General features: G+C 63.9%; 13 protein-coding genes and 1 pseudogene. 5 read left to right on the top strand and 9 right to left on the bottom strand.

The genetic code is table 11. From position 1 onward, the window contains the following. Positions 1-33: 33 nt before the first annotated feature. The 9 genes and pseudogenes from IC761_RS33810 to IC761_RS33770 form a co-directional block, all read right to left on the bottom strand. A complete protein-coding gene (locus IC761_RS33810; RefSeq protein ID WP_195800938.1) occupies positions 34-1086 on the bottom strand; it encodes an amidohydrolase family protein in 1053 nt (350 codons plus the stop codon). A gap of 109 nt (positions 1087-1195) precedes the next feature. Then, positions 1196-1717, bottom strand: a complete 522-nt coding sequence (locus IC761_RS33805; RefSeq protein WP_195800937.1) for a hypothetical protein — start codon at positions 1715-1717, stop codon at positions 1196-1198. A gap of 65 nt (positions 1718-1782) precedes the next feature. Further along, positions 1783-2598, bottom strand: coding sequence for an MBL fold metallo-hydrolase (locus tag IC761_RS33800; RefSeq protein WP_195800936.1), 816 nt, complete (start codon positions 2596-2598; stop codon positions 1783-1785). A 71-nt stretch (positions 2599-2669) separates the two neighbouring features. Then, complete coding sequence (locus tag IC761_RS33795) at positions 2670-3065, bottom strand: type II toxin-antitoxin system VapC family toxin (protein ID WP_195800935.1); 396 nt, start codon at positions 3063-3065, stop codon at positions 2670-2672. Continuing rightward, positions 3062-3316, bottom strand: coding sequence for an AbrB/MazE/SpoVT family DNA-binding domain-containing protein (locus tag IC761_RS33790; RefSeq protein WP_195800934.1), 255 nt, complete (start codon positions 3314-3316; stop codon positions 3062-3064). The genes IC761_RS33795 and IC761_RS33790 overlap by 4 nt, the downstream gene beginning before the upstream one ends. Positions 3317-3394: 78 nt before the next feature. Next, the gene (locus IC761_RS33785; RefSeq protein WP_195800933.1) at positions 3395-4921 is read right to left on the bottom strand and encodes a permease; all 1527 of its coding nucleotides are present in this window, start codon (positions 4919-4921) and stop codon (positions 3395-3397) included. Further along, on the bottom strand, positions 4918-5667 hold the full coding sequence (locus IC761_RS33780; protein ID WP_195800932.1) for an ABC transporter ATP-binding protein: 750 nt from the start codon (positions 5665-5667) through the stop codon (positions 4918-4920). Before IC761_RS33780 ends, IC761_RS33785 begins: the two co-directional genes overlap by 4 nt. Positions 5668-5781: 114 nt before the next feature. Beyond that, positions 5782-7040 (bottom strand): annotated as a pseudogene (locus IC761_RS33775) (MFS transporter). Beyond that, positions 7040-7933: a TauD/TfdA dioxygenase family protein gene (locus IC761_RS33770; RefSeq protein ID WP_195800931.1), complete on the bottom strand. Its 894-nt coding sequence runs from the start codon at positions 7931-7933 to the stop codon at positions 7040-7042. Before IC761_RS33770 ends, IC761_RS33775 begins: the two are co-directional and overlap by 1 nt. 342 nt (positions 7934-8275) lie before the next feature. Between IC761_RS33770 and IC761_RS33765 the strand changes: the two genes are divergently transcribed. The 5 genes from IC761_RS33765 (at position 8276) to IC761_RS33745 (ending at position 13790) form a co-directional block, all read left to right on the top strand. Further along, entirely contained in the window at positions 8276-9151 is an 876-nt protein-coding gene (locus tag IC761_RS33765; RefSeq protein ID WP_195800930.1) for a branched-chain amino acid ABC transporter permease, read from the top strand. A 5-nt stretch (positions 9152-9156) separates the two neighbouring features. Further along, entirely contained in the window at positions 9157-10308 is a 1152-nt protein-coding gene (locus tag IC761_RS33760; protein WP_195800929.1) for a branched-chain amino acid ABC transporter permease, read from the top strand. Then, the gene (locus IC761_RS33755; RefSeq protein ID WP_195800928.1) at positions 10305-11063 is read left to right on the top strand and encodes an ABC transporter ATP-binding protein; all 759 of its coding nucleotides are present in this window, start codon (positions 10305-10307) and stop codon (positions 11061-11063) included. Before IC761_RS33760 ends, IC761_RS33755 begins: the two co-directional genes overlap by 4 nt. A gap of 3 nt (positions 11064-11066) precedes the next feature. Beyond that, complete coding sequence (locus IC761_RS33750) at positions 11067-11855, top strand: ABC transporter ATP-binding protein (RefSeq protein WP_195800927.1); 789 nt, start codon at positions 11067-11069, stop codon at positions 11853-11855. Between the two features lie 96 nt (positions 11856-11951). Further along, positions 11952-13790, top strand: a complete 1839-nt coding sequence (locus IC761_RS33745) for an AMP-dependent synthetase/ligase (protein WP_195800926.1) — start codon at positions 11952-11954, stop codon at positions 13788-13790. Positions 13791-13818: the final 28 nt, after the last annotated feature.

The raw sequence follows: 13818 nt of genomic DNA, 5'->3' as shown, positions 1-13818 counted from the left end.
GGGGCGGGACCAACATCCCGGCCCCTCTTCTCGTTATGATGATAGTTCGAGCCGGTAGACGTCAGTCGCGGTCTGCGAGAACAGCGCGGTCTTTTCCGCCTCGCTCAACGGGGCCGCGATGCGCTTGAAGGCGTTGAAGATCACCTGATAGCTGCACTGGCCCTTGTCCGGCGGAAAATTGCTCTCGAACATCGCCCGCCCGGGTCCGAACGCCTCGATGCAGGTTTCGACATAGGGCTTCCACGCCGCGGCGAGCTCCTCGGATGACGGCGGCCGCTCGCGCAGATGGAAGTCGTAGCCGAGCAGGCACATTGCGAGCCCGCCGAGCTTGACCACCACGTTCTCACATTTGGCGATCTCGCGGATCGAGGCGCGCCACTCTGCAAACACCTCCTCGCGCCGTCCCGCAAACCGGCCGACGCCGGCCGGCCCGCCGCAATGGTCGAGCACGATCCTGGTGTCGGGGAAAGCGCGCGCGAGTTCGGTCAGCTCGCCGATCTGCGGATGAAACAGCCAGGCATCGAAGCCGAGGCCGAGCGGCGCCAGACAGGCAAAGCCCTTGCGGAAGGTCGGATCCTGCAACAATCCCTTCGGCCGGTTCGCATACATGCCGGCGACGACGGGGTCCTGATCCCAGGCCGAGGAATGGCGGATGCCGCGGAAGCGGCCGTTGCCGGCCGCGATCTCCGCCTCCAGCACCGGCTTGGCCGCATCGCCCAGCAGGAGGTTCACATGGCTGACGATGCCGGCGCAGATCGCAGCCTTGCCGTAACCGCCGCTCGCGCTCATCGCGGCGACGCCGTTGGCGAACTCGACCTCGCCGACGGGCCGGAACGCCTCGGGTCCGTCGGCGCGATACATCGAGCGGCAGTCGACATAGACGGTGGCGATGATGTTGTGGCCGGTGGCGATGTCATCAGCCATCTCCTCGATCAGGTAGCGATGGCCGCGATTCCAGAGATGATGATGCGGATCGACGATCGGCCGCGCGGGATCGATGATCTCCTCCTGATGCAGCGCGAGCCAATCCTCGCGCGGCTCGACGAATAGCCCGCTGGTGTTGGCGGGCAGACCGCTTGCAGCCATCGACGTTCGCTCCCTCTGTTTTTTGTGGGGGAAGCCTAGCACCTCATCTGTCCGTGCAGCAGCGCGTGTTGCGCAACCGCGCTCCTCAGCGTGAGCGCATCCGGTGCCCTCAGTCCTTGCGCCGCTTCGCCCTCACATCGACCGCGAGCCGCCAGTCCGGAGCCGCCGCCGGCTTGACCTCGCCGAGCCAGTGAAACGAATCATCGGTGATCTCCGTAAAGCTCCAGCGCGTCAGGTCGCCGGATTCGGTCGTGCCCTCCTGCACGATGTCCTCGCCGCGTGGGCGGCCGATCTGCTGGCGGAACACGCTACGCCCGGGATCGAACCAGGAAATCCGCCACGCGGACAAGGTGGGATCGTAGACCCGCAGCGTCGTACCGTACCAATTGCCGGCGATCGGAAAGGCCGGGCTGCCGGCGCGGCGGGGGATCATCCAGACGTCCTGGACGGCGCGCCCCTCCAGCACCCAGCCGAAATGAATGTCGCCGGGCGCGGTGTATTTCGTTCCGTCCGCCGCGTGCGCGGTGACCCCGGCATCCCAGTCGCCGACGAAGCGGCCGTACAGGTGAAGCGCTGCGGCATGTTCGGGGTTCGGTCCGTCCGCGTGCAAAAATCTCGCAAAGTCGGTCATGTCGATCTCCTGTTGCGAGGAGATCAACACGGCCGGACCGCGGGCGGCTTGGAGAAAATTGCGCGTCAGACCCCGTCGAGGATGATGACCGTCGGCGTCGATGGCAGCGTCTCCCGCGATATCCGCAGGGAACGCTCGGTGCGGCGGTCGATCTCGAACTGCTGGCCGATGCGGCGCATGAACTCGTCGAGCGGGGTGGCGAAACGGTGCATCGGCAGCACCACCGAAGCGCGCAGCCGCTTGGTGATCTCCGAGACGCCGTCGAGCGACATCGTGTAGGTGCCGTCGATCGGCACCATCACGATATCGAGCCGCCCGATCTGGGCGAAATGGCTATCGTCGAGCTTGTGGTGGAGATGGCCGAGATGGCCGATGCAGAGGCCCGCGACCTCGAAGATGAAGATCGAATTGCCGTCGCGGATCATGTCGGTGCCGGAATCGTCGCCGAAATAGCGGCGGATATCGGTCGTGACGTTGCGGATGAAGGTGTCGCCGATCCGTTCCGAAACGACGGCCGGCTTACCGTCCTCGCCCCAGCCATGCAGCACGCGCGGAATGCGCTTGTCGGGATATAGAGTGTAGTGCGTGCTGTGGGCGCGGTTCATGGTGACGACATCGGGCAGCCGGCCGACCTGGTAGGCGCCGCTATAGTCGGTCGCGATGCGCACGCCGCCCGGCGTGTCGATGAAATAGGTGGAGTGGCCGGCATAGGTGATCTCGACCTCGGCGGCAGCGGCCGCCTGCCGGAAGGCAACCGGCATGGCGCGGGGCGCGGCGTTCGCCATGGCCAGGCATTCGCTGCGCTGAGGCGCCTGCTGGGCGAGAGCAGGTGAGAGGAACAAGCCGAAGAAAGCAAAGATCGTCAGGACTAGTCGAGCCATAACGCGATCATCCGTTGCGCATTCGGCGATTTGAGAAGTGTATCGTCGAATTTGCGCGACGTCATGCGTCGCTACGGCAGCCGCGCCAATCCGCCGCTTGCCTCTACTAGCTTCACGGCCTTTTTATCGAATGAAACGAAGGTCTCGGCGCCAAGCCAATAACCTTCATAAGCAATGACGCCATCGGCAAAATCGCCACCAGCATCGAGGAGTGCCAACCCAGCCTCAGCTAAGGCCCGGTTGACGACCACATTGGAGGCACTGATGAGGTGCCGGATGGACGCCGCGATATCCTCAGCAGAAGTTTCGTAGCCTCGTGAGAGGACCCAGACCAACTCGCACAGTGCGGGGATTGAGATGGCAACGACGTCTGCCTTCTTGAGAACGGCTCCGGCCGCCTTGCTCTGTTCGACATCATCCCCGACCAGAACTCGTACCAGGACGTTCGTGTCGGGTGTCATCTTCATCGCTTGCCGGCCCAGCCGTCAGCTATGATCTCGTTCACCTCTCCGATCGACAGCGATCGACCGTTCGTCTTTCCCTTTAGGAAGCCGAAGGCATCCGAAATCTTTCCGGTGGGCCGAACTGCCTTCACCTCGACCCGGCCCCCAGGGAGCTTCTCTATCGAAATCTTGTCGCCTGGATGTACACCGAGGTGCTCCAGGAGGTCCTTCCGCAGCGTAACCTGCCCCTTCGCCGTGACGGTGAGTGTGCCCATGGGGTCCTCAATCCTTGAGATATTTATTAAGTAAGGCAATCTAGCCTTACTTTCAAGCAGGGGCCGAGGCGAGGCCCCTCACTCCCGCTTTGGGCTGAACTTCCACGTCATCGCGACGAGGCCCGCGGTGATCAGGCCACTGACGATCCCGGCGATCGGGATCGTGAGCAGAAGCGCGGCGGTGGCGGCCCAGCCGATCGAGGAGAAGGCTTCCGCAAAGGTCGCGAGCCGCGACGAGGTCTGGCGGCGGCGGAATTGGCTGCGCCGGGCCTGCACCCGGAACCAGAGCTGGATCGCGGTGGCGGAGGCGGCGCTGACGATGATAGAAGCCGCGGTGATCGCGGCCTGGTACGGTGAAGCGAAGGCGAGCACTGCGACCAGCGGGCTGAAGATGACGGCAATCGCGATCAGCACCACCTCGATCTTGGCGCGGATGACGCTTGCCGGCGTCAGCGGTGCGGTCGCGACCAGATCGGGCGCGTCCTCGCCCGAAATGGTCAGCCAGGCGAGCCCGCCGGCGAGCTGACCCGCGGCCATCACGATGACCGGCGAGATCAATGTCAGCGCCGCGGAACTGTCGGCAAAGCTGCGCCAGAGCAAGAGTGCCGGCGGCACCAGATAAAGAAGCTGCATCAGCGTCTGCGAGATCAGCCAGGGATCGCGCCAGAGCAGCGAAAATTCCTTGCGCCGCAGCGCCTGCTGCCGCGAACCGCCGCGGAACGGGCGCTCTTTCGCGCGTCGGCGGTTCGACGTTCCGTAAGCGGCGGCCTCGATCGCGGTATCGGCGAAGCGGCCCGAGAACGTTGCCATCACGCTTCCGAGCAGCACGAGCCCAAGCGCGAGCAGCAGCAACAGCGCCTCGCTGTCGCCCATCGTCGCCCGCGCCGGCCACCACCAGATGCTGTCGACATCGGGAGCGTAGGCGGCCGCGGTGCCGGAGGTGAGGATGGTGAAGCGCGACAGCGTGCCATAGGAGATGATCGCCGCGACCTGGAGCGCGATCACAAAACCCGCGCCGATGATCGCGGCCAGGATCTGGGCCACGAACCGCGTTCGTGCCGGGCCGATCAGACGAAACAGGAGGATGGTGATGGCAATCGCGATCGCCGCCGCCGACAGGCCCATCGCGACGACCACGCCGAACGCGGCCAGCCATCGCGGGCCGCCGCCGATCACCAGCACGTCGACGAAAGGTGTCGAGAACAAGAGAGCCATCACCGTGACGGTGAGTGCGATCGCGGCGATGCGGACCGAGAACAGATTGGCGAGCCGCGCCGGCGAGGACATGATCAGGTCGAGATCGGCGCGGGCGTAGAATACGCGCGTCACCGATTCGATCGCCTGCGACAGCATCAGCGTCCAGGCCAGGAAGATCGTGGCCGAGATCACGATCAGCGACGACTTGTCGAGCGGCAGCTGCAGATTGGCGAAGCGGCCGATCACCGCCCAGGCCGGCACGTGCAGCAGCGCGGCAAAGCACAGCAGGCCGATCATTGCGGCGCGCCCTCGCCGGCGTCGACCGCCGGTCATCATGGCGAACCATTCGCGCCAGGCGAGCCGCAGCTCGTGGCGCGCAAACCAGGAGAGCGCGGTCGCCGAGCTCATGCGGCTTCCTGAAGCGTCACCAGCGCGATGAAGAGATCTTCCAGGCTGGTGTCGGCATGGCCGTTCTGCTGGCGCAGCTCGGTGAGCGTGCCCTCGGCGACCAGCCGGCCCGACGCGATCACGCCGATGCGGTCGGCCATGCGCTCGGCAACCTCGAGAATGTGCGTGGTCATGATGACGGTGCAGCCGGTCCTCACGCGCTCGCTCAACAGCCCCTTCACATGGCGTGCGGAGACGGCGTCCAGTCCGGTCAGCGGCTCGTCGAGGATGATGAGGCGGGGATCGTGCACCAGCGCGCCGGCCAGCGCCACCTTCTGGCGCATGCCCTTGGAAAACCCTTCGCAGCGTTCGTGCCTGTGCGGCTCGAGCCCGAGCGAGCTCAAGAGCTCCTCGGCGACCGGTTCCGAAACGGACGGCGCGATCCCCCAGAGCCCGGCGACGAACTCGAGATATTCGAGCGGCGTCAGCTTGTCATAAATCATCGGCTCGTCGGAGACCCAGGCCATCGCCTGCTTGGCGGCGACGGGATTTGCGAGCGCATCGATGCCGAAAATCGAGACCCCGCCGGAATCGGGCCTGAGCAGACCGGCGACCATGCGCAGCGTGGTGGTCTTGCCGGCGCCGTTGGGGCCGACAAGGGCGTAGAATTCACCGGCGTGGATGGTGAGATCGAGGTCATCGACCGCCAAACGGTCAAAACGCTTCGTTAACCCTCGGACCTCGAGCGCGGCGTGTTCGGGATTCATGAGCTGGTTCGGTCCTGGTTCGTTGGCAGCTGGGCACCATGGCCGGAAACTGTTTCGGCACCGTGAATAGGCGGCCGAAAATCCCACCCATGCGAATGACGCCACCGTGATCGATCAGCGCGATTCGCCCGCAGGGAAGGCCTCGAAAGGCCGATCCGGGTGCATGCGAAAAGCGAGTCCGGCGCCGAGCAGCAACAGGCAAATGGACCCGAGGAACGGCCAGGTCCAGCTTCCGGTTCGATCGATCAGGAACCCGAACGCCACGGGCGATATGATACCGGCGACGCCGAATCCGAAATTCATCATGCCGCTCGCGGAGCCCGAATATTTTGGCGCGATATCCATCGGAACTGCCCAGATCGGCGCCACCACGAGCTCGACGCAAAAGAATGCCGCGGCAAGCGAGAGCGCCGCCAAATTGACGTCGTGGACGAGCATCACGGGAATCAGAAATAGAAATCCACCGAGCATCCCGGCCACGATGACATTGCGCCGCGCCGGGGTCCGCTTGCCGGTCCGATGCAGGATCCGGTCGCTCACGATCCCGCCCAGGGTGTCACCGACCACTCCGGCAAGGAACACGCCGGCTGCATAGAACGCCGACTGCGTCAGGTTCTGATGATAGTTCTGAAAAAAGAACGACGGTATCCAGCTCAGGAACAGCCAGAGCGTCCAGCCGTAGCAAAAATCAACAGCCGTCACCGGCAGCATGCGACGAAACAATCTTAGCCACGGCACCGGCTCTGCGACGGCGCTTCGGCCGCGCGCGGGAAGTGTGGCGAGTTCTTCCGCGGTCAGCGGCGGCGATGTCGGGACGTCGCGAAAATACAGCAACCAGATCACAACCCAGAAAAGGCTCAGGCCGGCAAGAACGACGAATGCGCCGCGCCATGACACCAGCGTCACCAGCAGCGCAATCAAAGGTGGCGTCAGCGCATTGCCGATCCGCGCCGCCGAATGGGTGATACCTTGGGCGAAACCCCAATTGCGCTCCGGCACCCACGCCGCCATCGCCCGGGTTGCGGTCGGAAAGGTCGCGCCCTCGCCGATACCGAGCGCAAGCCTGGCGGCAAAAAGGCTCGCAAGCCCACGACCGCGCCTGTCGCTGCGGTCGCCGCACATACGATGATGCCGCTGACGAACAGCGTCAGACGCGGGCCGAACTTGTCGCCAAAATAGCCGCCGATCAATTGGAATAGGGCGTAGGGATAGGCGAATGCCGAAAAGACCAGGCCGAGTTCGGTGTTGCTGAGTTCAAGGTCCGCCTTGATCAACGGTGCCGCCGTCGAGATGTTGACCCGGTCCACATAGAGGATCAGGTACATCAGGCAGAGGATCAACAGGACCTGATTGGAATGACTGAACCTGCGCATCAGGCCGGCGCCGCGCTGCCCTTGATCTGCGTGCGATGCATGATGCGCCGCGCCGAGGCGTCGAAGGGGTCGCGCCGATGCATGGTGCAGCGGTTATCCCACAGCACGAGATCGCCGACCCGCCAGACGTGCTCCCAGGCATATTCGGGGCGCGCGACGAAATTCCATAGCTCGTCCAGCAGCGCCTCGGACTCGGCAAGCTCAAGCCCCACCAGATACGCATTGCGGCGGCGGCCGAGATAAAGCATCCGCCGGCGCGTATCGGGATGGGTGCAGACCAGCGGATGGATCGCGCCCGGCGACGTCCTTGGGTCGTCGGTCGGGGTCACTCCCTGGCGCAAATAGCCGCCGCTATTATAGGTGCCGTCGTGCTTGATTTTCAGATCGGCGATCCGGCGCTTCAAACGGTCCGGCAGCGCCGCATAGACCGCGTACATGCTGCAGAACGAGGTGTTGCCGCCGGCCGGGGGCACTTCCAGCGCATAAAGCATGCTCGCCATCGGCGGCACGTCGAGATACGACATGTCCGCATGCCAAACGGCCTCACCGGCGCCGAGGCTGCCGATCGGCTCACCATTTACGGTCACGTTTGAAACGATGTAGATTTCGGGCAATCCCTCGACGAAGCGCCTGCCGGTCTCCTGGATCGGCGCCCAATCGAGCTCGCCGAAGCGGCGGCTGAACGCGATCAGGTCCTGGTCGTCGAGGGTTTGGTCACGCACCAGAATGACCTGATGGTCATGCCAGGCGCGTTCGATCGCCGAGAACTGCGACGCATCGAGATTTCTGAGATCGACGCCGCGCAATTCGGCGCCCAGGGCTGCTCCAGTCGAGATCAATTCGATCGGCCCGACGTTGATGTCTCGCGCAACCTCGTTTCCGCTCCGAGCCATCGCATCCTCCGTCTTTCGCAGACTTGTTGTGGCAGTTGTATCATCGCGCCGCCACCTGCGGAAGTCGAGAACCGCAGGCCGGCCGTGCCAATGTCGGTCGCAATCCGGGGCGCGGCATCGGGGGCAAGCATGGATCGAAACTGTTTCCGCGCGATGACGACCAGCCGGCGAAATCTCCCGTTCGGGCTGTGCATCCACCTTTGTTGACACGGCTCATCGCTTTGGGCTCAATGCGGTGGGACATATGCGGCTCACGCGGCGAAACGACTGCGTAGCGGCTGGACACAAGATGCGGCAAGGCGGTCGAGAAGAACCCTGGTTGCATCCGGAGGAAGCGCGGCGATGCTGGATTTCGTTCAGCAGCTGGTCAGCGGTGTTGCGCTCGGCTGCGTCTACGGCCTGATCGCGCTCGGCTTCGTGCTCGTCTACAAGGCCACCGAGGTCGTCAATTTCGCCCAGGGCGATCTGATGATGCTGGGCGGCTTCTTCGCCTTCACCTTCATCGGCATGATGGGCCTGAACTACTGGATCGGCTTTGCCGGTGCGGTGGCCGCCATGGCGCTGTTCGGCATGCTGGCGGAACGCATCGTGGTGCGGCCGATCCTCGGCTATCCGCAATTCTCCATCATCATGGCGACCATCGGGCTCGGCTATTTCCTGCGCTCGATCGCCGGCATGATCTGGGGCACCGACGATTTCAAGATCGAGACGCCGTTCAGCCAGGGCGTGCTGCGCATCGGCTCGCTGGTGCTCGCTCATGACAAGCTCTCGGTGATCGCCGCCACCGTCATCCTCTGCGCGCTGCTCTGGCTGTTCTTCAACAAGACCGCGCTCGGCACCGCGATGCGGGCCAGTTCCGAGAACATGCTCGCGGCCTACTACATGGGCATTCCGGTGAAGCGCGTGGTGTCGATCGTCTGGGCGATCAGTGCAGCGGTCGCGACCTGCGCCGGCGTGCTGCTGGCGCCGATCACCTTCATCCACTCCAATGTCGGTCTGGTGCTCGGGCTGAAGGCGTTTCCGGCGGCCGTGCTCGGCGGCTTCGGCTCGATCCCCGGCGCGGTCGTCGGCGGTGTGCTGATCGGAATCATCGAGAGCATGGCCGGCTTCTATCTGCCCGAGGGCTGGAAGGACGTCGCGCCCTATCTCGTGCTGCTTGCCGTGCTGCTGCTGAAGCCCGAAGGCCTGTTCGGCCATCACGTCCGCAAGAAGGTCTGAACGCTATGCGCTTCTTGTTCAAGACCGACTATGAGGACGATATCAGGCTGTTTCCGCATTCGGGCTACATCGTCTCCTACGGCCTCCTGCTCGCAGTATTGCTGATCGCGCCTTACGTGCTCTCCAGCTATCTGATGAGCCAGCTGGTCTTTGTCTGCATCTACGCCACCGTCGGCGTCGCGCTGTTGATCCTGACAGGCTTCACGGGACAGGCCTCGCTCGGCCACGCGGCGTTTCTCGCCATCGGCGCCTACACGGCCGCGTACCTGCAAAAATATAACGTACCTTTCCCGGTCTATTTCCTCGCCGCAGGCCTTCTGACGGGTTGCATCGGCGCGCTGGTCGGCTTTCCCGCGCTGCGGCTCCAGGGCATCTATCTCGTCATCGCCACCATCTCCTTTGCCTTCGTCGTCGAGGAAATCCTGGCGCGCTGGGAGAGCGTCACCAACGGCAATGAGGGGATGCGGGTCAAGGCGCTGTCGCTGCTCGGCGTCGCGGTGCCGCGCGACAGCCCGACGTTCTATTTCCTGTGCCTCGCTGTGCTGGTGCTGACCATCGTCGGCTCGCTCAATCTGCTGCGCTCGCCGACGGGTCGTGCCTTCGTCGCAATTCGCGATTCCGAGACGGCGGCGCGCAGCATGGGCATCAACGTCGCGCTCTACAAGGTGAAGTCCTTTGCCATCTCGGCGGCGATCACCGGCTTTGCCGGCGTGCTGTTCGCCCACAAGCTTTCCTTCATCTCGCCGGAGATGTTCACGCTCCAGCTCTCGATCGAGTTCATCATCGTGATCCTGATCGGCGGCACCTTCTCGCTGCACGGCGCGGTGCTGGGCGCGATCTTCATCGTGATGATCGATCCGTTCCTGACCTACCTGAAGGACGACATGCCCGGCATCATCGCCGGCATCGCCGCGACATTCGGAGCGAGCACGGCCACAGCGGGAAACGTCCAGTCCAAGGTCGCGGCCTTCGCCTCGCTGAACGGGCTGAAGGGCGCGATCTACGGCGTCATCATCGTGCTGTTCGTGCTGTTCGAGCCGCTCGGGCTCTACGGCCGCTGGCTCAAGATCAAGCTCTTCTTCCAGCTGTTCCCGCTCTACAAGCGCTCGACCTTCAAGCGGCAGAAGATCTACGTGAAATCGGAGCGGAACCGATGAGCTATTTTCGCGCCGAGAACCTGTCGTTGCATTTCGGCGGGCTCAAGGCCGTCGATGCGGTGTCGTTCGCGGTCGAGCGGGGCGAAATCCTCTCGATCATCGGGCCCAACGGCGCCGGCAAAAGCTCGATCTTCAACCTGATCTCGCGCATCTACCGGCCGACCTCGGGCCGCATCTTCTTCGAGGACCAGGACATCACGGAACAGCCGCCCTACGACATCGCAAGGCTCGGCATCGCCCGTACCTTCCAGAACATCGAGCTGTTCGAGAATGCGACGGTGCTGGCTAACCTCCTGGTCGGCCGCCACCGCCATTCGACCACGCAGCTCTGGCAGGAATTGCTGTTCCTGCCGAGTGTGCGCGCCAACGAAAAGGTGCATCGCCGCCGTGTCGAGCAGGTGATCGAGTTCCTCGATCTCGAGCCGTACCGCGACAAGCAGATCTCGGGCCTTCCTTACGGCGTGCGCAAGGTGATCGAGCTCGCACGTGCGCTGTGCTCGGAGCCAAAACTGATCCTGCTCGACGAGCCATCGTCGGGGCTGAATGTCGAGGAGACCGACGACATGTCGTTCTGGATCCGCGACATGAAGAGCGAACTCGGCATCACTGTGCTGATGGTCGAGCACGACATGTCGCTGGTGAATCGTGTGTCCGATCGCGTCATCGCGTTGAACTACGGCCGTGTGCTGGCGATGGGCTCGCCCGCCGAAGTGCAGCAGCATCCCGACGTCGTCGCCGCGTATCTCGGAGCCTGACGCATGGATGCGACCGTGGCGCCGGACATCATCTTGAGGCTCTCGAACATCGAGAGCTATTACGGGCCGATCATGGCGATCCGCGGCATCTCGCTGGAGGTGCCGCGCGGCCGCATCGTCACGTTGTTGGGCGCCAACGGCGCCGGCAAGACCACGGTGCTGAAAACCATCTCCGGCATCCTCGATCCGCAGAAGGGCTCGATCGAGTTCATGGGCAAGCCGATCCAGCGCATGGAGGCGGACAAGATCGTGCGGCTGGGCCTGAGCCACGTGCCGGAAGGGCGCGAGGTGTTTCCGTTCCTCTCGGTGCGCGAGAATTTGATGATGGGGGCCTACCCCCGCAGGGACCGCGACGGCGTCGCGGAGGATCTGGAGCGCGTCTACGGCTATTTCCCGCGGCTGAAGGAGCGTCTCAACCAGCCGGCCGGCCAGCTCTCCGGCGGCGAACAGCAGATGCTCGCGATCGGGCGCGCGCTGATGAACCGTCCGACGCTGCTCTTGCTCGACGAGCCCTCGCTCGGACTGTCGCCGATCCTGGTGAAGGAGATTTTTACGATCATCCGCCGCGTCAACGAGGAGCAGGGCATGTCGATCCTGCTGGTCGAGCAGAATGCCAGGGTGGCGCTGGAGACGGCGCATTACGGCTATGTGCTCGAGATCGGCCGCGTGGTCATGAACGACACCTGCGACCGCTTGATGCATTCCCAGGACATCCAGGAATTCTACCTTGGCGCCAAGGAAGCCGGCGCCCGGGGTGAGCGGCGCTGGAAAAAGAAGAAAACTTGGCGTTAGAGCAAGGTTTGGCGTTAAATGGGAAGACTGATCCGCGAGACATAGACCGCCGGCAAGGCAGGCAACGGAGGGGAAGGCGACAAGGAGGAAACGCGCATGGCCCGACCGGCGGTGCTGACCGTCGCTGATACGATCGCGAAGAGCTTTGTGCGCGCGGGAGAGACGCGCGGCGACAGGCCTGCGATCCGCGAGAAGAAGTTCGGCATCTGGCAGCCGACCAGCTGGCGCGAGTGGCTGGCGATTTCGAAGGAGATCGCCTACGCGCTTCGTGCGACCGGCTTCATGCCCGGTGACGTCGCCTCGATCATGGCCAACGCCGTGCCGGAATGGGTCTATGCCGACATGGGCATATTGTGCGCCGGCGGCGTCTCCTCCGGCATCTATCCGACCGATGCGATGCCCCAGGTCGAATATCTCGTCAACGACTCCCGGACGAAGATCGTCTTCGCCGAGGACGAGGAGCAGCTCGACAAGCTGCTCGCCTGCCGCGCGCGCTGTCCCAGCCTGCACAAGATCATCGTGTTCGACATGGAGGGTTTGAGCGGCTTTTCCGATGACATGGTGATGTCGCTCGCCGAATTCCGCGCGCTCGGCCGCAACCACATGGTCGGTCGCGAGACGCTGTGGCTTGAGATGATCGACAGCCGCAACGCCGCCGATCTCGCGGTGCTCGTCTACACCTCCGGCACCACCGGCCCGCCCAAGGGCGCCATGCATGCCAACCGCAGCGTCACGCACCAGATGCGGCACGCCAACGACTTCATCCCGGCCTATGACGACGAGGAGCGGCTGATCTTCCTGCCGCTCTGCCACGTCGCCGAGCGGATCGGCGGTTACTACATCTCGGTCGCGCTCGGCTCGGTGATGAGCTTTGCCGAAAGCCCGGAGACCGTCCCGGACAATCTGCGGGAGGTGCAGCCGACCGTCTTCCTCGCGGTGCCGCGCATCTGGGAAAAATTCTATTCCGCCGTCACCATCGCGCTGAAGGACGCGACGCCGTTCCAGCAATGGGTCTATCGCCGCGCCATCGGGATCGGCTATCGCATGACGGATCGTCGGATCGCGGGCGAGGCCGCGCCGCTGTCGCTCCGCCTCGCCAACCACATCGCCTACCGGCTGGTGTTCCGCAACATCCGCCGCATGATCGGGCTCGACCGCTGCCGCATCGCCTTTACCGGCGCGGCCCCGATCGCGCCCGACCTGATCCGCTGGTATCTCGCGCTCGGCATCGACATCCGCGAGGTCTACGGCCAGACCGAGAATTGCGGCGTCGCGACCTTGATGCCGTCGGATTGCATCAAGCTCGGTTCGGTCGGCAAGGCGGTGTCCTGGGGCGAGGTCGCGCTCTCGCCCGACGGCGAGATCCTGATCAAGGGCGACTTCCTGTTCATGGGCTATCTCAACCAGCCCGAGAAGACCGCCGACACCATCGATCCGCGCGGCTGGCTGCGCACCGGCGACGTCGGCACCATCGACAACGAAGGTTTCGTCCGCATCACCGACCGGATGAAGGACATCATCATCACCTCCGGCGGCAAGAACATCACGCCGTCTGAGATCGAGAACCAGCTCAAATTCTCGCCCTATATCTCGGATGCCGTGGTGATCGGCGACAAGCGGCCGTATCTCACCTGCCTCGTAATGATCGACCAGGAGAATGTCGAGAAGTTCGCCCAGGACCACGACATCCCCTTCACCAATTACGCCAGCCTGTGCCGGGCGAGGGAGATCCAGGAATTGATCTGGCGCGAGATCGAGCAGGTCAACGGCAATTTCGCCCGCGTCGAGACCATCAAGAAATTCTACCTGATCGAGCGCCAGCTCACCCCGGAGGACGAGGAGCTGACGCCGACCATGAAGCTGAAGCGCAATTTCGTGAACAAGCGCTATGCCGCCGAGATCGACGCGATGTATCTCGCGCGCGCGGTGGCGTGACGCGCATGCCCCCGGAAAAGCGGGAACC

Source organism: Bradyrhizobium commune (assembly GCF_015624505.1).
Classification (GTDB): domain Bacteria; phylum Pseudomonadota; class Alphaproteobacteria; order Rhizobiales; family Xanthobacteraceae; genus Bradyrhizobium; species Bradyrhizobium commune.
Note: the sequence above shows the minus strand (reverse complement) of the source record. Positions and strands in the feature narration are given on the sequence as shown.

Coding starts and splice junctions, on each gene's coding strand:
- IC761_RS33790 (WP_195800934.1), bottom strand. CDS start 3,316: ATGGGCACACTCACCGTCACGGCGAAGGGGCAGGTTACGCTGCGGAAG.
- IC761_RS33800 (WP_195800936.1), bottom strand. CDS start 2,598: ATGGCTCGACTAGTCCTGACGATCTTTGCTTTCTTCGGCTTGTTCCTC.
- IC761_RS33785 (WP_195800933.1), bottom strand. CDS start 4,921: ATGAGCTCGGCGACCGCGCTCTCCTGGTTTGCGCGCCACGAGCTGCGG.
- IC761_RS33750 (WP_195800927.1), top strand. CDS start 11,067: ATGGATGCGACCGTGGCGCCGGACATCATCTTGAGGCTCTCGAACATC.
- IC761_RS33765 (WP_195800930.1), top strand. CDS start 8,276: ATGCTGGATTTCGTTCAGCAGCTGGTCAGCGGTGTTGCGCTCGGCTGC.
- IC761_RS33745 (WP_195800926.1), top strand. CDS start 11,952: ATGGCCCGACCGGCGGTGCTGACCGTCGCTGATACGATCGCGAAGAGC.
- IC761_RS33770 (WP_195800931.1), bottom strand. CDS start 7,933: ATGGCTCGGAGCGGAAACGAGGTTGCGCGAGACATCAACGTCGGGCCG.
- IC761_RS33795 (WP_195800935.1), bottom strand. CDS start 3,065: ATGAAGATGACACCCGACACGAACGTCCTGGTACGAGTTCTGGTCGGG.
- IC761_RS33810 (WP_195800938.1), bottom strand. CDS start 1,086: ATGGCTGCAAGCGGTCTGCCCGCCAACACCAGCGGGCTATTCGTCGAG.
- IC761_RS33760 (WP_195800929.1), top strand. CDS start 9,157: ATGCGCTTCTTGTTCAAGACCGACTATGAGGACGATATCAGGCTGTTT.
- IC761_RS33755 (WP_195800928.1), top strand. CDS start 10,305: ATGAGCTATTTTCGCGCCGAGAACCTGTCGTTGCATTTCGGCGGGCTC.
- IC761_RS33805 (WP_195800937.1), bottom strand. CDS start 1,717: ATGACCGACTTTGCGAGATTTTTGCACGCGGACGGACCGAACCCCGAA.
- IC761_RS33780 (WP_195800932.1), bottom strand. CDS start 5,667: ATGAATCCCGAACACGCCGCGCTCGAGGTCCGAGGGTTAACGAAGCGT.